The sequence below is a fragment of the Streptomyces sp. CB02980 genome (genome assembly GCF_014451325.2).
GTDB lineage: Bacteria > Actinomycetota > Actinomycetes > Streptomycetales > Streptomycetaceae > Streptomyces.
The window spans coordinates 86,754-109,323 of the sequence record NZ_JACSCH020000015.1 but is presented as its reverse complement, the minus strand read 5'-3'; the positions used below and the strand labels follow the sequence as shown (position 1 = coordinate 109,323).

The following is a 22,570-nucleotide window of genomic DNA, read 5'->3' as shown; positions in this document are numbered from 1 at the left end:
GGAAAGCTTCATGAGCCTGCACGGTCTGCTCGATGTCGTCGTCAAGGACGCGGCCCTCACCGAGGCCGTGAAGGCCGCCGCCGACGGGAACCGCCCGCACGTGGACCTGGTCGGTCCCGCGGCCGCCCGGCCCTTCGCCGTCGCCGCGCTCGCCCGGGACTCGGGGCGGCCGGTGCTCGCGGTGACCGCGACCGGGCGGGAGGCCGAGGACCTCGCCGCCGCGCTGCGGTCACTGCTCGACCCGGACACGGTCGTCGAGTACCCCTCCTGGGAGACCCTGCCGCACGAGCGGCTCTCGCCCCGCTCCGACACCGTCGGCCGCCGTATCGCCGTACTGCGCCGTCTCGCGCACCCGCGGGACGACGACCCGGCGGCCGGCCCGGTGAGCGTCGTCGTCGCCCCCATCCGCTCCGTCCTCCAGCCCCAGGTCAAGGGACTCGGCGACCTGGAGCCGGTGGCGCTGCGGAGCGGGCAGACGGCCGACCTGAACGAGATCGTGGAGGGCCTCGCGGCCGCCGCGTACTCCCGGGTGGAGCTGGTCGAGAAGCGCGGCGAGTTCGCCGTGCGCGGCGGCATCCTGGACGTCTTCCCGCCGACCGAGGAGCACCCGCTCCGGGTCGAGTTCTGGGGCGACGACGTCGAGGAGATCCGGTACTTCAAGGTCGCCGACCAGCGGTCCCTCGAAGTGGCCGAGCACGGACTCTGGGCGCCGCCCTGCCGCGAGCTGCTGCTCACCGCGGACGTACGGGAGCGGGCGGCGGCGCTCGCCGAGGAGCACCCGGAGCTGGGCGAGCTCCTCAACAAGATCGCGGAGGGGATCGCGGTCGAGGGCATGGAGTCCCTCGCGCCGGTCCTCGTCGACGACATGGAGCTGCTGCTCGACGTCCTCCCGAAGGGCGCCATGGCCGTGGTCTGCGACCCGGAGCGGGTGCGGACCCGGGCCTCGGACCTGGTGGCGACGTCGCAGGAGTTCCTCCAGGCGTCCTGGGCGGCCACGGCCGGCGGCGGCGAGGCCCCGATCGACGTCGGCGCGGCCTCCCTGTGGGGGATCGCGGACGTCCGGGACCGGGCGCGCGAACTGGGGATGTCCTGGTGGTCGGTGTCGCCGTTCGCGGCGGACGCGACGGCCGACGGCGCCGACGGGGACACCCTCACGCTCGGCATGCACGCCCCCGAGTCGTACCGCGGCGACACCGCACGCGCGCTGGCCGACACCAAGGGCTGGCTGGCCGACGGCTGGCGCACGGTCTACGTCACGGAGGCCCACGGCCCCGCGACGCGTACGGTCGAGGTCCTCGGCGGCGAGGGCATCGCGGCCCGCCTCGACGCGGACCTGACGGAGATCGCCCCCTCGGTCGTGCACGTGTCGACCGGCTCCATCGACTACGGCTTCGTCGACGCGGCCCTCAAGCTGGCCGTCCTCACCGAGACCGACCTGTCCGGCCAGAAGGCGGCCGGCAAGGACGGCCAGCGGATGCCGGCCAAGCGCCGCAAGACCATCGACCCGCTGACCCTGGAGGTCGGCGACTACATCGTGCACGAGCAGCACGGTGTCGGCCGGTACGTGGAGATGGTCCAGCGGACCGTGCAGGGCGCGACCCGCGAGTACCTCCTTGTCGAGTACGCCCCCGCCAAGCGCGGCCAGCCCGGCGACCGGCTGTACATCCCGACCGACCAGCTGGAGCAGGTCACCAAGTACGTGGGCGGCGAGGCGCCGACCCTGCACCGGCTCGGCGGCGCGGACTGGACGAAGACGAAGGCGCGCGCGAAGAAGGCCGTCAAGGAGATCGCGGCCGACCTCATCAAGCTGTACTCCGCGCGGATGGCGGCCCCCGGGCACGCCTTCGCCCCGGACACCCCGTGGCAGCGCGAGCTGGAGGACGCCTTCCCGTACGCGGAGACGCCCGACCAGCTCTCCACCATCGCCGAGGTGAAGGAGGACATGGAGAAGACCGTCCCCATGGACCGTCTGATCTGCGGCGACGTGGGCTACGGCAAGACGGAGATCGCGGTCCGCGCGGCCTTCAAGGCGGTGCAGGACGGCAAGCAGGTCGCGGTCCTCGTACCGACGACGCTGCTCGTGCAGCAGCACTTCGGGACCTTCTCCGAGCGGTACTCCCAGTTCCCGGTGAAGGTACGGGCGTTGTCCCGCTTCCAGACGGACACCGAGGCGAAGGCGACCCTGGAGGGCATGCGGGAGGGCTCGGTCGACATCGTCATCGGCACCCACCGGCTCTTCGCCTCCGAGACCAGGTTCAAGGACCTCGGCCTGGTCATCGTCGACGAGGAGCAGCGCTTCGGCGTCGAGCACAAGGAGCAGCTGAAGAAGCTCCGTGCCAACGTCGACGTGCTGACCATGTCGGCGACCCCGATCCCGCGCACCCTGGAGATGGCGGTGACGGGCATCCGCGAGATGTCCACGATCACCACCCCGCCGGAGGAGCGCCACCCGGTCCTCACCTTCGTCGGCCCGTACGAGGAGAAGCAGATCGGCGCCGCGATCCGGCGTGAACTCCTGCGCGAGGGCCAGGTCTTCTACATCCACAACCGGGTCGACTCGATCGACCGGGCGGCGGCGCGGCTGCGCGAGATCGTCCCCGAGGCGCGGATCGCGACGGCTCACGGCCAGATGTCCGAGACGGCCCTTGAGCAGGTCGTCGTCGACTTCTGGGAGAAGAAGTTCGACGTCCTCGTCTCCACGACCATCGTCGAATCGGGCATCGACATCTCCAACGCCAACACCCTGATCGTCGAGCGCGGCGACAACTTCGGTCTCTCGCAGCTCCACCAGCTGCGCGGCCGCGTCGGCCGTGGCCGGGAGCGCGGCTACGCGTACTTCCTGTACCCGCCGGAGAAGCCGCTCACCGAGACCGCGCACGAGCGGCTCGCGACGATCGCCCAGCACACCGAGATGGGCGCGGGCATGTACGTGGCGATGAAGGACCTGGAGATCCGCGGCGCGGGCAACCTGCTCGGCGGCGAGCAGTCCGGCCACATCGCGGGCGTCGGCTTCGACCTGTACGTCCGGATGGTCGGCGAGGCGGTCGCGGACTACCGGGCGCAGCTGGAGGGCGGGGTGGAGGAGGAGGCCCCGCTGGAGGTCAAGATCGAGCTCCCGGTCGACGCCCACATGCCGCACGACTACGCCCCGGGCGAGCGGCTCCGCCTCCAGGCCTACCGCTCGATCGCCTCGGCGAACTCGGAGGAGGACATCAGGGCGGTCCGCGAGGAACTCACCGACCGCTACGGCAAGTTGCCGGAACCGGTCGAGAACCTCCTGCTGGTGGCGGGCCTGCGCATGCTGGCGCGCGCGTGCGGCGTCGGCGAGATCGTCCTCCAGGGCCCGAACATCCGCTTCGCGCCGGTGGAGTTGAGGGAGTCGCAGGAGCTGCGCCTGAAGCGCCTCTACCCGCGTACGGTGATCAAGCCGGCCGTCCACCAGATCCTGGTGCCGCGCCCGGCGTCGGGCAAGATCGGCGGGAAGCCGGTGGTCGGGCGTGAACTCCTGGCGTGGACCGGCGAGTTCCTGACGACGATCCTGGGGTCGTGACGCGCTGACCCGACCGGCCCCGGGCGGCTGCCCGGGGCCGGTCGGGTCTCCGCTGTCAGAGCTCGTCGAGGTCGAGCGCTCCGGCCATCGCCTCGTAGCCCGCGTCGTTCGGGTGGAGGCCGTCGCCCGAGTCGTACGCGGGGAGGATGCGGTCCGGGTCCGCGGGGTCCGCGACCGTGCGGTCGAAGTCGACGACCGCGTCGTACGCGCCGGACGTGCGGATCCAGTCGTTGACGGCGTCCCGCTTGGCCTCGTTGGCCGGACTGTCGTAGAAGGAGCCCTTGATCGGCGTGAGGGTCGCGCCGACGATCTTGAGGCCCTTCGCGTGGGCCTCGCGGATCAGCGTGCGGTGGCCCGCGATCAGCTGCGCGGCGGAGACGTCGGGGGTGGGCGCGGAGGGGAAGGTCGCCGTGCTGCCGCCGATGTCGTTGATGCCTTCGAGGACGATCACGGTCCGGACGCCGGGCTCCGCCAGTACGTCCTGCCGGAAGCGCTTGAGGCCCTTCTCGCCCGCCCAGGTGGTGTCGTTGACGACCTGGTTGCCCGCGATGCCGTGGTTGACGACGGCGCGCGGACGCCCGGCCTCGGCGAGGCGCTCGGCCAGCGCGTCGGGGTAGCGGCGGTCGGTGTCGACCGTGGAGCCGACGCCGTCGGTGATGGAGTCGCCGAAGGTCACGACGCCGTTCCGGCGTCCGGACTCGCGGCCGCCGGTGACCTCGACTCCGGAGAGGAAGTACCAGGACGCGCTGGTCTCCTGGAAGGCCGCGCCGGTCAGGTCGGCGCGGTGGTCGCCGTCGGCCCGGTAGCTGGTGGCCGAGGAGATGTGGTGGAAGGTGGCCGGGCCGGTCTTCTCCGCCAGGTAGAGGGTGACGGTGAGCGAATCGAAGGCCTCGACGGGGACGTTCGCCGCGTCGCTGAGGAGCGTGCCGCCGGCGGGAATCGTCACGGCCGTCTGCCCGTCGAAGCGAAGTCGGCGCACGGAGCCGGGGCGTACGGCGCTGCCCTCGGCGGTACGGGCGACGGTCGCGCCCGCGATCCGCAGCGGAGTGGAGCCGTAGCGGTTCGTCAGCTCGATCCGGGCCCGGTTGCCGCTGGTGGTGACCCGGACGACCTGGCGGACGGTGTGGTTGTCGAAGCCCTGCTGTGACCAGTTGGCGGTGAACGGCGCGGTCGGCGACTGCGGCGACGCGGCCCAGGCGGCGCGCCAGGAGGGGCCCTGGTGGCCGGTGTCGGCGAGTGCGGTGGGGGCCAGTCCGAGGGCGGCGGCGGTGAGGAGGGCTATGGCGGAGCGGCGCAGGGTGTTCGTCGTTTCCATGCTTGCGTCAATTACGTGCCGACGCGGGGTATTCCCGGACGGCCGAGATGATGTGCCGTCTAGTCGCGTGACCCCGTCGCGAGTTGGCCGGTGAAGAGCAGGCCGGTCAGGGAGCGGAAGTACTCCTCCGGGCCCTGATCGCCCAGTGCCGCCGTGATGTTCCGCGTCAGGAGCAGGGTCGCGAAGCCGTGGGCGAGTGACCAGGCCGCGATGCCGGCCGCGCGGGCGTCGGGGACGTCCGGCAGGTCGGCCACGCCCGCGCGGAGTTCGGCGGAGGCGCGCTCCTTGGCGGCGACGAGGTCCGGGTCGTCGGTGCGCAGCAGCTCCGGCTGGAACATGACCTGGAAGTGGGCGGGGTGGTCCGTCGCGAACCGCACATACCGCACGCCGCGTTCGCGCAGCTCGGGCGTCCCGGCCAGGGCCGCGGCCAGGAGGTCGTACCCCTCGGCGGCGATCGCGGTGAGGAGTCCGGTGCGGTCCTTGAAGTGGTGGGCGGGCGCGGCGTGCGAGACGCCCGCGCGGCGCGCGAGGTCGCGCAGGCTGAGCGCCCCGGGGCCCTCGGCGGCGATGACGTCGAGGGCGGCGTCGAGGACGGCCTGCCGCAGGTCGCCGTGGTGGTAGGTCTTCCGGCTCGTCATGGCAGCAGCCTAGCCGGTATCTAGGCATTGACAAGTTTGCGGGGCCGGAGCAATCTAGTCAGTGACAAGTCGATGGGTGGGTCGGTACTCGATCACTAGGGAGACCGCTGTGGAAACCGGACGCGTACGTCAGATGTGGCACCTGCTCGAACCGCTGCACGCCCTGCTCTACTACGCCCCCGAGGCCTTCGACGAGGCCGCGGCCCTCGGCTTCGACACCGCCGAGCGCTGGCCCTCCTACTTCGCCTGGCGCTCCGCCCCGCTGGGCGCGCCCGGACCGGCCCGGGTGGCCTCGGCGTTCTACAGCTTCAGTCCTGCGATGGTCGCGCGGTATGTGCCGGAGGCCGGCGAGGGCTCCGCGGAGACCTCCGCGGACGACCCCGCAGCCGTCCCTGCCGCCGTACTCGCCGCCCGCCTCCGGGCCGTCGACCGTACCTACCGGGCCGTCCTCGGTGAGGACACGGTCAAGAGCCCCGAGCTCGCCGAGGCCGCCGCCCTCGCCCGCCGCGCCGCCGAGGCGGCCGGGACGGCGGGGCGAACCCTCGCCGCCGCCAACGCCGCCCTGCCCTGGCCCGAGGCCCCGCACCTCGTCCTCTGGCAGGCCGCGACGATCCTGCGCGAGCACCGCGGCGACGGCCATCTCGCCGCGCTCCTCGTCGCCGGGCTCGACCCGGTCGAGGCGCTCGTCTCCTTCGCGGCGATCGGCGCCGCCCCCGAGCCGGTCTTCGAGAGCCGGGGCTGGAGCACGGCCGAGTGGGCGGCCGCCCGCGAGCGCCTCACCGCCCGCGGGATCCTGGACGCGGACGGGGCAGTCACCGACGAGGGCCGCGCCCTGCGCGCCGAGGTCGAGCAGCGTACGGACGAACTGGCCGCCGCGCCCTGGACCGCCCTCGGCCCCGAGGACACGGCCCGGCTCGCCGAACTCCTCGGCGGCCCCTGGCTGTCGGCGATCGGCTCCGGCCTGCTCCCCGCCGAGAACACCCTCGGCATCGGCAAGGTGTGAGGCCGGAGCGTCAGGTGATGCGGAAGAGCTGTTCGCCCGATCAGAAGAGCAGCTCGCCCGAGGAGAAGCTCGAACCGATCTTCACGCGCGGGGCGTAGCCTCCGGCGCCGTCGCCCTCGTAGGAGTAGAGGTCACCCCCGGCCTCGCGGCCGACCAGGTCCGGCCTTCCGTCGCCGTCCAGGTCGCCGGGGGCGACGAGGACGTCGTAGACGGTCCAGTTGGTGCCGATGGCCTGGCGCGCCGAGAACGTTCCGTCGCCGTTCCCCCGGTGGAACCAGAGCCGGCCGCCGGCGTCGACCGCGAGGAGGTCGGCGGCCTTCGGGCCGGTGAGGTCCCGGTCGAAGTCGACGGCGACCACGGACCGGTAGCCGCCCCAGGTGCCGCCGTCGCCGTCGATGTCGGCGATGCGGGTGCGCGGGGCGTAGCCGTGCGGGCCGGTCCCCTTGTGGAGCCAGAGCGCGCCCGTGGAGTCGCGGGTGATCAGGTCGGCGACGCCGTCACCGTCGGCGTCCCCGGGGGCGAGGAGCAGGTCGTCGTTCCCGAACCCGGTCCCCGCCGCCGTACGGCCGGAGCCGCCGGAGTACGAGCCGTCGGAGGCGGCGGCCTCGTAGTGCCACAGGTCGCCGACCGCGTCGACGGCGGCGAGGGTCGTGCCCTGGCGAGCCACCCGCTTCATCCCGGACCAGCCGGTGCCGACCTTGCACGGCTTGGCCACGCCGGCGCCGGCGCCGTCGGCCCGGCCTTCGTAGCGGTACAGCCCGCCGGCCGCGTCCCGCCGGAACACGGCGCCGGGGCCGGCGCCGTAGGCGACGCAGTCCTCCCAGTAGGCCGCGCCGCGGATCGGCAGGTGGTCGGAGATCCACTTCCCTGCGGTCGGCGTCCTCGGCTCGGGAGGCACGTCGCCCACCTCGCCGCGGAAGTACCGGGAGCTGAAGAAGGTGTAGTCGAGCTTCTGCGTCCGCGCCGTGTGTGCCGCGTCGAGCTTGGTGAGCTGCCCGCTGCGGCAGCGTGCGGCCGGGGCGGCGCAGAGGGTGCCGCGCATCCCGAAGCGGTCGGCGTCGGTCTCGTCGGCCTCGGCGAACGTGCCGTGGCCGCCCTCACCGGCACCGGCCTCGTAGAAGCGGTCGAGGACGTCGCCCCACGGGGAGGAGTTGAAGTCGCCGCCGAGGACGACGGGGATGCCCGCGTCCTCCCAGGTCCTGGCCTGGGCGGCCAGCTTGTCGGCCTCCCTGGTCATCACCGCGTGCATCGCCTGCTGCTGGGTGGTCGGGTTGGCGGGGAGGGTGGGGAGGCCCCACCAGAGGTGCACGGAGCACGCCCAGGTCAGGCGGGACTGCACCCAGGCCTTGACGCAGGGGGCCTTGATGTCCTCCGCGTTCGACCCCGGGACGGTCGCCAGGATCGCGGCCCGGGTGTCCAGGGTGAGGTCGACGCCGTCGACGACGAGGCCCCTGACGAAGGTGGCCATGCCGTAGCTCGGGGTGGTGGTCCCGACCGGGTCCTTGCAGAGCGACCCGAGGTTGCCGGCGGGGACGGTCTCGACGTACCGGCCGGTGTATCCGCGGCTGCCGAGACGGGCCTTCAGGTCGTCGAACTGGTACCTGCAGACCTCGACGAGGAAGAGGTGGTCGGCGTTCCAGACGCCCGCCGCCGTCTCGCCGACGATCGCGTCGTACCGCGCCTCGTTGCCCGCGGCGCTGACGTCGCACCCGCCGGTCCCGCCGCTGCCGCACATGTTGTACGTGTACGTCCTCACCGGCGGCGCGGCCGACGGGCCCACCACGTCGGCCTGCGCCTGAGGTGCTGTCAGCACCAGCCCCGCGCACATGAAGGCCAGTACGGCCGTCAGCGCCCGGAGCACTCCGGACCTTTGCATGCGTCCCCCCTGAGGAGTCGTCTCTCGGAAGGTCGGAACGCTACCTTCCGGCGCGAATCACGTCGGACCCACGAGTGATTCGCGCGGGAATCAAGGGGGACGAAGTGGCCCGTATCCACCCAGCCTAGGATTCCAGGGTGCTGACGTATCGAAAGACTCTCACTGCGACCGCCCTCGCCGTCACCGCCCTGGTGACCGCCGCCTGCACGCCCGGCACCGGCGCCGGCTCCTCCCCTTCCGGACCGCCCGGCGGCGGCTCCGGCGGCAAGCCCGCCGCGCGCGGGTCCGCGCTCGCCGCCGTGGACACCCTCACCGTCAAGGGCCGGGCCCCGAAGACCGGGTACGAGCGGGAGAGGTTCGGCCGGGCCTGGGTGGACGTCGACGGCAACGGCTGCGGGACCCGGGACGACATACTCAAGCGCGACCTGACCGGCGTCCGGTTCACCGACGGTCGCTGCAAGGTCGCCTCCGGAACGCTCACCGACGACCCGTACACCGGGACCACCGTCCGCTTCGTCCGCGGGCGCAGCAAGGTCGACATCGACCATGTCGTCGCGCTCTCCGACGCCTGGCAGAAGGGCGCGGGCACGTGGGACGGGGAGACCCGGCGCCGGTTCGCCAACGACCCGCTCAACCTGCTCGCCGTCGACGCCTCCACCAACCGCCGCAAGTCCGACGGCGACGCGGCGACCTGGCTGCCGCCGAACAAGGCGTACCGCTGCACGTACGTGGCCCGGCAGATCGCCGTGAAGAAGAAGTACGGGGTGTGGGTGACGGGCGGCGAGCGGGACGCGATGAAGCGGGTCCTCGCCACCTGCCCGCAGCAGAAACTTCCGTAGCGCTCCCCGCGGAGGGGAAAACCTCTTGGTGTGGGGGTAAACGATCTTTACTCTGCCCTCATGGACCTGAACATATCGACCCTTGCCGAACGCCCCGAACTGGAAGGGCCGATGTGGGGCATGCGCGACCTCTGGCCCGAGTTCATGATGTACGACCCGGTGGGCTGGGCGAACATCGGGCGGATCGTGCGTGAGCTGCCGGAGTACGTGCTCGTCGCCACCGACGCCGAGGGCAAGGTCGTCGCCCGTGGCTTCAGCGTTCCCTTCCGCCTCGATGTCGACGGGCGCCGCGAGCTGCCCGCGCGCGGCTGGGACGAGGTGCTGCTCTGGGCGTTCTCCGACCTGAAGCACGGCCGCGAGGCCGACACCGTCAGCGCCATCGAGATCACGGTCGACACGAGCGCCCTGGGCCAGGGACTCTCGCACCGGATGCTGGCCGCCATGCGGGACAACGCCGGGCGGCTCGGCTTCTCCGAGCTGGTCGCCCCGGTCCGCCCCAACGGCAAGCACCTGGAGGCCGCGTCCTCCATCCACGAGTACGCGTTCCGTACCCGGGAGTCCGACGGCCTGCCGCACGACGCCTGGCTGCGCGTCCATGTGCGCGCGGGCGGTGTCATCGAGGCGGTGGCCCCGGCCTCGATGACCGTCTCCGGCTCGGTCGAGCAGTGGCGCAAGTGGACCGGCCTGCCCTTCGACGCGGACGGCCCGGTCGAGGTCGAGGGCGCGCTCGTGCCCGTCCACTGCGACGCCTCGCGCGGTTACGCGGTCTACGTCGAGCCCAATGTGTGGGTGCGGCACCGCATCTGAGGCGTAGGGGTGCCCCCCGGGGGGAGCGGGACCCCGGGGGTGATCTTCGCGGCGGGGGATGTACCGTACGGCGTCCCCTGTCGTACACCCGTGCGCCCCGACCCCGGCGTGCGCCTCCGTGAGAGGTCCCGCGAATCGTGAACCAGGCCGTCCGCTTGGAGAAGGGCGCGGAGTCCCCGCGCCCCAAGGAGCTGCCGGGCCGGCCGGCCCGTGTCGGGCTCGCGCTGGTGCCGCTGCTGAGTCTCGGAGTCCTCGGGTTCGTCCCCTCGCTCACGCTCGCCCTGCGGCGCGGGACGCGGAGCGACTGGCTCGCCGCGCTGCTGTTCACGGCGGCCTCGGTCGGCTGGTGCTTCCAGATCGCGCTGACGCCCGAGGAGACCCACGGCTTCGCGTACCTCCTCGACGTGGTGCTGCTCGCGGCCTCCACCCTGGGGGCGGCGGCGCACTGCCTCACCGCCAAGGAGGCCGGCCGGTGAAGACCCGTCGCGCCTGGCGCGTCGCCGAGCGGGAGGCGGCCAAGAGGGAGGCGGCGGAGTCCGGACCGGTCCGGATCCCCGGGCTGCTGGCCGCCGGTGCGGGGGCGCTGCGCGGCCGGGCCGGCTGGGCCCTCGGCTCGGTCCTGGTCCTCGCCCTCGGTCTCGTCGGTGCCTGGCTGTTCGCCGGGTCGGAACGTCCGGGCACCCCGCCCGACACCCGGGCCCGTGCCTATCAGGACTACGACGCCTGTCTGCTGACCGACGAGCGGGGCATCGTGACCGGGGCGCCGGCGGCCCCCGTCTGGGAGGGGATGCAGGCGGCGTCCCTGGACAAGCGCATCCGCGTGACGTTCGTACCGGTGATGGGCGAGAAGTCGGTGGAGAACGCCCGCCCGTTCCTCAACGGTCTGGTGCAGCGCGACTGCGAGATCGTCGTCGCCTCGGGTGCCCCGCAGGTGGCGGCCGTCGAGGCGGCGGTGGAAAAGAACCCGAAGGTTCGGTTTGTGACGGTCGGTGAGGCGGGCGGTACGGCCCACGACAACCTGGTCCGGGTGGCACCCGGGGCGTCCCTCAAGGACGACATCACGGCGACGGTGAAGCGGCTGACCCGCGAGGACTGACGGGTCGCCCGGCGCCCTGTCCGGGCACCCCGGACGGAGTTGTCCGGAAGGGTTCCCTCCATTAAGTAAAGCCAGAGTAAAGTTCGGCACCCTGGTGTGAACTGGTGATCTGCCATCGGGCAGGCTCGCGAAGCTTTGTAAGCAACGCGTTAGTAAAGGCTGGCCCATGCGTATACGCCGGGTCCGTAGCCCTCGCCTGTTCCCACCGGGTCGCACCGGAAAACGCAGGCTGAGGGCTACGGCTCTTTCCGTACTCATCTCACTGTTCCTCATGCTCACCACCGAGTCGGCGCTCGCCGCGGGCGTCACGCTCGAACCGGTGAAGATGCCCAGACTCTCCCTCTCGGGGTTGTGGAAGTGGGTGAGCGAGAGCCCTCTCGACACCCCTGACCAGCAGGGCGGCACGGCCCGAGGCAAGAGCCATCACGCCTCCTCCGACGCCACGAGCCTCGAGGGCGAGGCAGGCCGCAAGCCCGGCAAGGGCAAGGGCGAGCTCCCGCTGTTCGAGCGGGAGACCGACGACCCCGCCGAGGCCCGCACCGGCAAGGCGCCGGGCAGCGCCAAGAGCTTCGACGCGCGCACCAGCAAGCGCGACGCGAAGAAGTCCACGGCCACCTCGGACCACTACGTCAACGCCGACGGCTCCACCACCGTCCGCCACTACGCCGGCCGCACCAACTTCAAGGGCGCGGACGGCACGTGGAAGGCCATCGACACGAGCCTGACCGAGGACAAGGACGGACGTCTCCAGCAGACGGCCAACTCCCTCGACGTCGAGTTCGCGCCGACCGCCGCCGACAAGGCCCTCGCCTCCGTCGACTTCGGCAAGGGCCGTTCCCTCGCCTACGCCCTGCGGGACGCGGCGAAGACCGAGCCCACCGTCGACGCAGACGGCACCCTCACGTACGCCGGGGTCCTCCCCGAGACCGACGTGCAGCTCGTGCCGCTCGCCGAGGGCTTCAAGGAGAACGTTGTCCTGCGCTCCCCGCAGGCCGGGAACTCCTGGGTCTTCGCGCTCGACCTCAAGGGCCTCACCCCCCGCGTCGCCGCCGACGGCGACGTGGAGTTCACCGACGCCGACGGCAAGGTCACCGCGACCATCCCGCACGCGTACATGGAGGACTCCGAGATCGACCCGCGCTCCGGCGACCGCGCCCAGTCCCGGGCCGTCACCTACGAGCTGACGACCGTCGACGGCAAGGCCGACGGGCAGCCCGCCCTGCGGATGACCGCCGACCGCGCCTGGCTCGACGACCCCGCGCGGGTCTACCCGGTGACCGTCGACCCGACGGTGACCGCGTCGAACTCGACGTACACGCAGAACACCATCGGCGGGGACCACTCCACCGAGACCCAGATCAAGGTCGGCTCGTACGACTCGGGCACCAACAAGACGAACTCGTTCCTGCAGTTCGGCTCCCTCGGCACCACGCTCGCGGGGCAGCGGGTCACCGCCGCCACCCTGAACGTGTACGCCCTGTGGTCCTCGACCTGCGCGGCCCAGTCGTTCTCGGTGCACCCGATCACGCAGTCGTGGACGCCGTCCGCCGTCACGGCGTACCCCGGCCCGTCCTTCGGCGCCGCGATCGGCACCGCCACCCCGGCGCCCGGAGCCTCCTGCTCCAACAGCTCCGGCTCGGCGAGCGTCGGCGCGCGCATGCCGGTCTCCCTCAACACGACGTGGTTCAACAACGTCGCCGGCGGGGCCGCGAACTACGGTCTGGCGCTCACCGCGCCGACCAACGACATGCTCCACTGGAAGAAGTTCCACTCGGACAACTCGGCGACCGCCGGCTTCCGCCCGGCCCTGGACCTGACCTACACGCCGAACTCGGCGCCGCAGATCAACGCCCAGTACCCGCCGGCCAACTTCCAGGCCAACAGCCTCCAGCCGGAGCTGGTCGCCGTCGCGACCGACGCCGACAAGGGCCCGAACCCGCTCTCGTACACCTTCGAGGTCTACGACGGCGACGCCACCGGCACCCCCGCCCTGATCGCCACCTCCGGTGCGATCACCAAGGGCAGCTGGAAGGTTCCCGCCGGCAAGCTGAAGTGGTCGAAGAACTACGACTGGTACGTGGAGGCCAGCGACGGCACCTCGGCCGTCGTGGAAGGCAGCCGCTTCACCACGGCCGTGCCGCAGCCGCCGGTCACCTCGGGCCTGTCGATGAACACCGACGGTCACGAGTTCGACCCCTCGGACGGCAACTACACGACCGAGGACACCGACGCCGACGTGCCGGTGATCGGCCCGTCGCTGGAGATCGAGCGCTCCTACAACAGCCTCGACCCCCGCGTCGACTCCGCCTTCGGCGCCGGCTGGTCGACGATCGTCGACATGAAGGCCGTCGAGGTCAAGGACGGCACCGGCGCCCTCACCAGCGTGATCATCACCTACCCGGGTGGTGAGCAGGTCGCCTTCGGCCGGAACTCGGACGGCACCTTCGTGCCCCCGCTGGGCCGCTACGCGCGCCTCGCAGGCGTCACCGGCGGCTACGCGCTCACCGACAAGGACTTCACGGAGTACGCCTTCACCCAGGCGACCGCGAAGGCCGGCACCTACGCGCTGAAGACCATCAAGGACTACGCGGGCCGCACCGAGACGTTCACGTACGACGCCAACAAGCGCCTCACGAAGATCACGAACGAGGTCTCCAAGCGGAACCTGGGCCTGACCTGGTACCAGCCGGCCTCGGCCACCGCCTGGCACGTCCAGACCGTCTACACCGACCAGGCCACGGCCGGCGACGCGAACTCGGTCCAGACCTGGCAGTACACCTACACCGGTGACCAGCTCACCAAGGTGTGCCCGCCTGCCGACTGGTCCAAGTGCACGACGTACACCTACGCCACCGGCAACCACTACCGCACCACGGCCCTCGACGCCGACCCGTTCGCCTACTGGCGACTCGGCGAGACCTCGGGCACGGTCGCGAAGGACGCCCTCGACGCGAACCAGGGCCAGTACAACGGCACGTACAAGAACGTGACGCTGGGCGGGACGGGCCCCCTCGCGGGCTCCACCCAGAAGGCGGCCACCTTCAACGGCACCACCTCGTACGTCGAGATGCCGGCCGCGCCGGGCGCCACGCCCTCGTACGCCTCCGTCTCGCTGTGGTTCAAGACGAGCACCGCCGGAGGCGTGCTCTTCTACTACGGCGACAAGCCCCTCAGCGACCCCGACCCGGTGACCAACACCACGAAGAACACCCCCGCGGTGTACGTGGGCACCGACGGCAAGCTGCGCGGCTGCTTCGCGATGGCGCCGAACTGCGCGACGACCATCGTGTCCTCGCCGGTCGTCACCGACGGCAAGTGGCACCAGGCGGTCCTGACCGCCGCCGCCACCAGCCAGACCCTGTACCTCGACGGTGCCCCGGTGGGCTCGCTCACGGGTGCCATCAACGACTGGGTCCAGCCGTACATCGCCCTCGGCGCGGGTGTGAACACCCGTGGCTGGCCGGCCATGAACGCGAACGACAAGCTCGGGCACTTCACCGGCCAGATGGCCGAGGTCGCGCTCTACTCCGAGCCGCTGCCGGCCGACGCGATCACCACCCAGTACCAGGCCGCGACCCGCTCCGCCGGGCTGCTCCAGAAGATCACCACGCCCGGTCAGAAGACCCAGGCGTCGGTCGTCTACGACACCACCGACGACCGCGTCCTCCAGGCCACCGACGGCAACGGCGGCACCTGGAAGCTCAACCCGCCGACCATCACCGGCTCGTCCCAGGTCTACCGCTCCGCCGTCATGGGCTCCGCCCCGGCCGGCTACTGGCGCATGGACGACACCCAGGGCGCGGCGCAGGCCGCGAACCAGGTGAACACCGGCTTCGGCACGTACAACAACGTCATCCAGGGCGCCGAGGGCCCCTTCGGCCCGGGTGACGCGAGCGCGGCGACGTTCGACGGCTCGACCTCCTTCGTGGAGGTGCCGCACAACGGCTGGCACCAGACGCAGGACCGGTCCGTCGGACTGTGGTTCAAGACGGCCGAACCCGGCGTCATCATGGCCGACCAGGCCAGGGCGCTGAACGACCCGGCCGGTGTCGGCGGCGCGTACAGCGACGTGATGTACGTCGGTGCCGACGGCAAGCTGCGCGGCCACTGGTGGGCCAGCACCTGCGGCAGCAACGGCGTCCTGAACTCCACCGCGACGGTGACGGACGACAAGTGGCACCACGCGGTGCTGTCCGCGACCGGAACGACGCAGACGCTCTACCTGGACGGCGTCAAGCAGGGCACCTGCACCGGCGCGGCCAACGGCCAGGCAACGGGCCGCACCTACATCGGTGCCGGTTTCGCCGCCAACTGGACCAGCTCGCCGGGCGCGCTCAGCTACTTCACCGGCTCGCTCGCCGAGGTCGAGGTCCACTCCAGGGGCCTGGCCGAGGCCGAGGTCGCAGCCCAGTGGGCCGCCTACAAGGCGTCCTCCGGCATCGCCCCCGTCAAGACGGTCAAGCTGACCGACCCGACGGACAAGACCCTCACCTATGTGTACGACGCGGAGATGGGCAACCGCCTGCTCGCCGCGATCGACACCGAGGGCGACCGCACCACCTACGGGTACGACACCGGCGGCTTCCTGCACACCATCACGGACGCCAACGGCAACCGCTCGATCACCGGTCACGACGTGCGCGGCAACGCGGTCTCCCAGACCACCTGCCAGGACACGGCCGCGAACAAGTGCTCGACCGAGTACTACACCTTCTACCCGGACTCGACCACGGCCTTCCCGCCGATGGACCTGCGCAACGACCTGCTCCTGACGGAGCGGGACGGGCGCTCGTCCGGTCCGGCGGACAACGCCTACCTCACGAGCTACTCCTACGACGCGGGCGGCAGCCTGCTGTCGGTGACCACGCCCCCCGTGGCCGGTCATCCGAACGGCCGGACCGCCTCGACCACGTACACCACCGCCACCACCCCGGCGGCGGAAGGCGGTACGGCGGTCACGCCGGCGGGTCTCGTGTCGCAGGTCGTGACGCCGGGCGGCAGGAAGACCACGTACACCTACTTCGCCAACGGCGATCTGGCGAAGATCACCGACGCCAACGGCGCCACGGTGGAGTACACGTACGACAAGCTGGGCCGCGAGATCTCCAAGAAGGAGGTCTCGGACGCGAACCCGGCCGGTCTGGTCACGAGCCAGACGTACGACAAGAACGACCAGGTCCTCACCGAGACGACCCCGTCCGTCACCAACCGGGTCACCGGCGCCAAGCACCAGGCGAAGACGACCACGGGCTACGACCCCGACGGCAACATCCTGTCGCAGACGGTCCAGGACCTCACCGGCGGTGACACGGCGCGCGTCACGTCGATGACCTACGACGCCACCAACCAGCTGGCGACCAGGACGGACCCGGGCGGCGACACCACGTCGTTCGAGTACGACGTCTACGGCAACAAGGTGAAGGAGACGGACCCCGCGGGGACCGTCAACACCTACACCTTCGACGGCGAGCAGCGTCCGCTCACCACCAGCCTGCTCAACCACACCGGCGACCCGTTCAACCCGACGGCTCCGACGACGCTCGTCCAGGAGTCCCGGGCCTACGACCCGGCCGGCCGCCTCGCGTCGATCACCGACTCGCTGGGCTGGCAGACGGCGTACACCTACACCGACGACGGCCTGTCGGCCACCGTGTCCCGCAAGGACCCGGGAACCGGCAAGTCCTTCACGGAGCAGGCGAACACCTACGACGCCGCGGGCAACCTGATCGAGCAGGTCACCAACGACGGGCAGACCCGCTCCACCTTCACGGTGGACGCGGCCGACCGTACGGTCTCCGAGATCCTCGACCCCAACGGGCTCGCCCGGACCACGCAGACCAGCTACGACCCGGACGACAACGTGGTGTCGGAGACGGACCGCGACCCGGCGACGGGTGACGTGTCCACCACGGACACCCGGTACGACGCCCTGGGCAGCATCACCGGAACCACCAGCCACGACGGCACCACGGCCCCGGTGGCCCGCTACAAGCTGGACGAGACGACGGGCTTCGGCCTGGCCGACTCCTCCGGCGCCAACAACACCGGCAGCCACGGCACCGGCATGCACTGGAACACCGACCGCGGCGGCAGCGCCGTCTTCGACGGTGACGCCAACTCGTGGGCGCAGACCACCGGGCCGGTCGTGAACACGACCGGCAGCTTCACGGTCTCCGCCTGGGTCAAGCTGACCTCCACGGCGGTCAACCGGACCTTCGTCGCGCAGGACGGCAAGGAGGCCTCCGGGTTCCAGCTGTACTACTCGACGGCCTCCGGCTGGACCTTCAACCGGCACGCCACCGACACCTTCGACCCCGCGATCGTGCGCGTGTCCTCGGGAACGGCCGCGGTCGCGGTCAACACCTGGACGCACCTGACCGGTGTGTACGACCAGGCGACGGCGAAGCTGCGCCTGTTCGTGAACGGCACGGAGGTCGGCACCGCCGCGACGTTCTCCACCCCGTGGGAGGCCACCGGGCCCCTCCAGCTGGGCCGCCGCTGGTACAAGGGCACCTATGCGGAGAACCACCTCGGCGGCCTGGACGACGTCCAGGTCTACGGCGAGGCGCTCACCCCGGCGCAGATCACCGCCCTGAAGGGCGGAACCCTGCCGGCGGCGGGCAGCTCGGTCCGCACGACCTCGTGGAAGCTGGACCAGCGCGGTCTGCCGGTGTCCCAGACGGACACCGCGGGCAACGTCACGGACTACGGCTACGACGAGCTCGGCCAGCAGACCTCGGTCACCGAGCCGGCCGTCATGTCGGAGCAGAACGGGGGGACGCCGGTCTCCGTCCGGCCCGTCACGATGACCGGGTACAACACCTTCGGCGAGGCGACGGAGTCCTCGGACCCGCTCGGCAACGTGGTGACGACGGCGTACGACGCGGAGGGCCAGGAGCTGTCGACGACGTCTCCCGAGTACCTCGCGCCGGGTGCGTCGGCCCCGATCCGCGCCACCTCGTACAACGAGTACAACAAGCTCGGCCAGGTGACGGCGGAGGTCGACTCGCTCGGCAACCGCACCACGTACACCTACACGCAGCTGGGCGACCTGGCCTCGGTCACCGAGCCCGGCGGTGGTACGACGAAGTACACGTACTCCACCAACGGCGACCAGCTGTCGGCCACCCGGCCGAACGGCGCCCGCCAGGAGATGACGTACGACTACCTGGGCCGCGAGCTGACCAGCACGGACATCGTGCGCCAGCCGACCCAGCGGGCGTACACGGCGATCAACGAGTACAACGCGCCGGGCGGCGAGCTGTCCCGGATCGTGTCGCCGCAGGGCGTCACGGAGTCGTACAAGTACAACGCCGAGGGCGAGGTCATCGAGGTGACCGACGGCGCGGGCAAGGTCTCGCGCTTCACGTACGACATGGACGGGCAGCCGCTCACGGCCACCGAGCCCGACGGCACCGGCACCCGCAACACGTACGACGGCTTCGGCCAGCTGGTGAAGACGGACGACCTGGACGAGACGGGTGCCGTGCTGCGTACGGCGAGCACCGGTTACGACCGGGGCGGCAACATGGTCTCGGCCACCGACCACCGCGGTCACACGAAGACCTTCACGTACGACTCCTCGGGTCTGATCACGAAGGTCGTCGAGCCGGTCTCCGCAACCGAGTCGATCACCACGACCTACGGGTACGACGCGGCGGGCAACCAGACCCGCTTCACCGACGGACGGGGCAACCCGTTCCTGACGACGTACAACACGTGGGGCATGCCGGAGTCGCAGATCGAGCCGTCGACGCCGACCCATCCGAACCTCGCGGACCGGACGTTCACGGCCGTCTACGACGGTGGGGGCCGGATCAAGGAGTCCCGTTCTCCGGGTGCGGTGAACGTCTCCTTCGAGTACGACGCGAAGAGCCGACTGGTCCGCCAGTCGGGTACGGGTGCGGAGGCCGCCACGGTCGACCACACGTACGACTACGACGCCGACGACCAGGTCACGGCCGTCGCCGGTCTCGGCACGGAGAAGAACACCTTCTCCTATGACGACCGGGGTCAGCTCCTGACGGCGAACGGGCCCTCGGGTTCCTCGTCCTTCGCGTACGACGGCGACGGCGGGATGACCTCCCGCACCGACGCCTCGGGCACGTCGACCTTCGGCTACGACACCGCCGGCCGCCTGAAGACGGCCAACGACGGTCTGACGGGCTCGACGGCGACGTACGGCTACGACGTCAACAGCAATGTGACGTCGGTCGACTACGGCACGGGCAAGGCGAAGCGCAGCTTCGGCTACGACAAGCTGGAGCGCCCGACCACCGACACGCTGACCTCGCCGACCGGCAAGACGCTCGCCTCCTTCACCTACGGGTGGGACGCGAGCGACAACCTGACGTCGAAGACGACGACGGGGCTCGCCGGTTCGTCGGCCAACACGTACACGTACGACTGGGCCGACCGCGTCATGTCCTGGAACAACGGGACGACGAACGAGGTCTACGGCTACGACGCGTCCGGCAACCGGACCCGGGTGGGTGGCGACACCTACACCTACGACGCCCGGAACCGGCTCACGTCGGACGGCCACAGCGCCTACACCTACACCGCGCGCGGCACGCTGAGCTCGGTGACGGACGAGGCCAGCCGGGTCACGACCATGAAGGTGGACGCCTTCAACCGGGTCATCCAGGAAGGGAACCGCACCTACACCTACGACGGTCTCGACCGGGTGCTGAACGCGAAGGACGAGACGGGCACCGAGCTCTACTCCTTCAAGTACGGCGGCGCCGGCAACGAGGTGGCCTCGGACGGTCTGTCGACCTACAGCCGTGACGCCGGGGGCGCCGTGGTCGGTGTGAAGAACGCCGTCAGCTCCGCGCTGGCGCTGACGGACCTGCACACGGACGTGGTGGCGCAGTTCACCACCACGGGCGAGGCGCTGACCGGATCGACGACCTACTCGCCGTTCGGCAAGGTCGTCCAGTCCGCGTCGATGCTCGGCTCGCTGGGCTACCAGTCCGGCTGGACCGACCCGGAGACGGCGAAGGTCAACATGGCCGCGCGCTGGTACTCGCCGGAGACCGGCCAGTTCAACAGCCGTGACACGGTCTCGCTCAGTGGGGTCCCGAACTCGATCTCGGCGAACCGGTACGCGTACGCGGACGGCAACCCGATGACGGGCATGGACCCGACCGGCCACTGGCCGGGCTGGGCCGACAAGATCGTCAAGAAGGTCACGAAGAAGGTCAAGAAGACCGTCAAGTCGGCCTACAAGCACGTCAAGAAGGCCGTCAAGAAGGTCGCCAAGGTCGTCAAGAAGGCCGCCAAGAAGGTCAAGCGGGCCGTCAAGAAGGTGGTGAAGCGGGCCAAGCGGGCGGTGAGAAAGGCCGTCCGGTACGTGGCCGACAGCGTCAGAAAGGTCAAGAGATACGTCAAACGTGTCTACAAGACCGTGAAACGCGTCGCCCACAAGGTCGTCAAGCATGTGAAGAAGGCGGTCCGCAAGGTCGCCAAGGCCGTCAAACACGTCGCCAAGAAGGTGGTCAAGGCAGCCAAGAAGGTCGGCAGAGCCGTCAAGAAGGCGGCGAAGGCGACAGCCAACTTCGTCAAGCAGCACGCCTCGACCATCGCGTCGGTCGCCGTCGGAATCGCCGTCTTCGCGGGCTGCACCGCGATCACGGCCGGCGTCGGAGCCATCGGCTGCGCCGCCCTCGCGGGCGCCGCGGGCAATGCCGTCGGCTACGCGATGAGTGACGGTCCGAAGTCGGTCGGCGGATTCCTCGGCGCGGTCGCCATCGGCGCCGTGACCGGTGCCGCCGGTGGCGTCGGCGGTCGTCTCGCGGCGAGCGCCGCGGGCAAGCTGCTCTCCGGCACGGCCGGCAAGATCGCGACGAACGTCGCGGAGAGCGCCGGCGAGGAAGCCCTCGCGGGCGCGGTCGAGTACGGCACCTCCTGTGTGAACAGCGAGGAGGGCTGCTCGGTCGCCGGGGCGGCGAAGGCGGCGACGATCGGTGCCGTCATGGGCGGCGCGTTCGGAGCCAAGGGCAAGGGCAACGGCCCGAAGGCGAAGGACTCCCCGGGCGCCTCGTCCGGTCCGGGCTGCCCGATCCGTCGCGGCGGGACCCCGCACAGCTTCACCGGCAAGACGCCGGTGCTGCTGGCGGACGGTACGACCAAGGAGATCTCCAAGGTCAAGGCGGGCGACAAGGTCCTCACGGCCGAGCCCGGCAAGAAGACCAGGGAGATCCACGAGGTCAAGCAGGTCATCGTCACGAAGACCGACCGCGACTACGTCGACGTCACCATCGTCGCGAAGGCCGGCCGGAAGACGATCGAGACCACCAAGCACCACCAGTTCTACGAGTCCACCCGCAACGCCTGGACGCAGGCGGGCGACCTCCAGGTCGGCCAGAAGCTCCAGAACGGCGAGGGTGCCCCGACGGCGATCGTCGAGGTCACGTCGTACAAGGCCGACAGGACCACGTACGACCTGAGCATCGAGGGCCTGCACACGTACTTCGTGTTCGCGGGTGACACCGTCATGGCGGCCGATCCGAGCGACGCGGTGCTGGTGCACAACTGTGGTGGCAGCCAGCGTGGCCACTCGAGCGTCTGCGAGTGCAACCCGAACAATCCGAGGAGCGAGGTGACCCTCGACAGGGACTCCTTCGAATCCGCGCGGAACACCGGTCTGGACATCGTCGGTTCGCTCGACACCGGTACCCGAAAGACCCTTCGGGGCCGACTGGAGATCGCCGTCGAAACCTTCGGCAAGGTGACCGGATTCACCGGGAAGAGCGACGGCGACTACAGGGAGTTCCGCCTGGACGTCGACGGTAAGAAGGGTGCGCACATCAACGTCATGACGGGCAGGGGCGCGAACGTTCGCAAGTACGCGATCCGCTGGCCGTCCGACACCGTCGCCCCTTGGCTCAGGAAGCTGCAGAGATGACCGAGACCAATGCCTACGGAAGCCGGCCGGACTACCTTCCGGCTTTCATGAACGACCCGCAGGACGAGGACGGTCGCCATGTCGTGCGACTGGACCATGCCGAGAGCCGGGAGCTGGAAGCAGTGACCGTCAACAGGTTCCCGGCCGCCTCCGGTGACGTCCTCGATTTCGATGCCGCCTCGTACGACGAACGCCTCTGGTGGGACGACGAGGAGCACTGGACGAGGATGGCGGCGGAGCTGCTCGCACCGTACGTGCAGCGTGAGGAGCGGGTGGCCGTCATGTGGGGAAACCTGCTGATGCCGACCGTGATCATGCCCGCGAGCGTCGCGGTGCGGCACGCGCGGGACATCCTCGACGCCGGACCGCACTTCTGGATCCACCCCCTGGATGGTTCCGTCCTCATCGAATGCCTGATGGACGGGCAGGTGACGGTCGCGACGATCCCGTCGGAATAGTTCCCCACCGCACCCCATCAGAGGCTCCGCCGGCACACGCGCCGGCGGAGCCTCTCCGCGTCTAGGTTGGTGCCTCTGA

11 protein-coding genes are annotated in these 22,570 nt (G+C 70.7%); 8 read left to right on the top strand and 3 right to left on the bottom strand.

What is annotated here, in order from left to right:
- Positions 1-10 precede the first annotated feature (10 nt).
- Positions 11-3,550, top strand: a complete 3,540-nt coding sequence (gene mfd / locus E0F75_RS28235; RefSeq protein ID WP_229313775.1) for a transcription-repair coupling factor — start codon at positions 11-13, stop codon at positions 3,548-3,550.
- 55 nt (positions 3,551-3,605) lie between these two features.
- On the opposite strand, the gene E0F75_RS28230 is transcribed toward mfd, so the two are convergent.
- Positions 3,606-4,865, bottom strand: coding sequence for an SGNH/GDSL hydrolase family protein (locus E0F75_RS28230; protein ID WP_229313774.1), 1,260 nt, complete (start codon positions 4,863-4,865; stop codon positions 3,606-3,608).
- A gap of 59 nt (positions 4,866-4,924) precedes the next feature.
- Entirely contained in the window at positions 4,925-5,503 is a 579-nt protein-coding gene (locus tag E0F75_RS28225) for a TetR/AcrR family transcriptional regulator (RefSeq protein ID WP_229313773.1), read from the bottom strand.
- A 133-nt stretch (positions 5,504-5,636) separates the two neighbouring features.
- On the opposite strand from E0F75_RS28225, the gene E0F75_RS28220 reads away from it, so the two are divergent.
- The gene (locus tag E0F75_RS28220) at positions 5,637-6,506 is read left to right on the top strand and encodes a hypothetical protein (protein WP_229313867.1); all 870 of its coding nucleotides are present in this window, start codon (positions 5,637-5,639) and stop codon (positions 6,504-6,506) included.
- 40 nt (positions 6,507-6,546) lie between these two features.
- On the opposite strand, the gene E0F75_RS28215 is transcribed toward E0F75_RS28220, so the two are convergent.
- Positions 6,547-8,382, bottom strand: coding sequence for a VCBS repeat-containing protein (locus E0F75_RS28215; protein WP_229313772.1), 1,836 nt, complete (start codon positions 8,380-8,382; stop codon positions 6,547-6,549).
- 137 nt (positions 8,383-8,519) lie between these two features.
- Between E0F75_RS28215 and E0F75_RS28210 the strand changes: the two genes are divergently transcribed.
- The 6 genes from E0F75_RS28210 (at position 8,520) to E0F75_RS28185 (ending at position 22,491) form a co-directional block, all read left to right on the top strand.
- On the top strand, positions 8,520-9,221 hold the full coding sequence (locus E0F75_RS28210; protein ID WP_229313771.1) for an HNH endonuclease family protein: 702 nt from the start codon (positions 8,520-8,522) through the stop codon (positions 9,219-9,221).
- 60 nt (positions 9,222-9,281) lie between these two features.
- On the top strand, positions 9,282-10,028 hold the full coding sequence (locus E0F75_RS28205; RefSeq protein WP_229313770.1) for an N-acetyltransferase: 747 nt from the start codon (positions 9,282-9,284) through the stop codon (positions 10,026-10,028).
- A gap of 137 nt (positions 10,029-10,165) precedes the next feature.
- On the top strand, positions 10,166-10,504 hold the full coding sequence (locus E0F75_RS28200; RefSeq protein ID WP_229313769.1) for a hypothetical protein: 339 nt from the start codon (positions 10,166-10,168) through the stop codon (positions 10,502-10,504).
- Positions 10,501-11,124, top strand: coding sequence for a BMP family ABC transporter substrate-binding protein (locus E0F75_RS28195; RefSeq protein WP_229313768.1), 624 nt, complete (start codon positions 10,501-10,503; stop codon positions 11,122-11,124). Before E0F75_RS28200 ends, E0F75_RS28195 begins: the two co-directional genes overlap by 4 nt.
- Positions 11,125-11,395: 271 nt before the next feature.
- Complete coding sequence (locus E0F75_RS28190) at positions 11,396-22,033, top strand: LamG-like jellyroll fold domain-containing protein (RefSeq protein ID WP_229313767.1); 10,638 nt, start codon at positions 11,396-11,398, stop codon at positions 22,031-22,033.
- Positions 22,030-22,491, top strand: a complete 462-nt coding sequence (locus E0F75_RS28185) for a hypothetical protein (protein WP_229313766.1) — start codon at positions 22,030-22,032, stop codon at positions 22,489-22,491. The genes E0F75_RS28190 and E0F75_RS28185 overlap by 4 nt, the downstream gene beginning before the upstream one ends.
- The last annotated feature ends 79 nt before the right edge of the window (positions 22,492-22,570 follow it).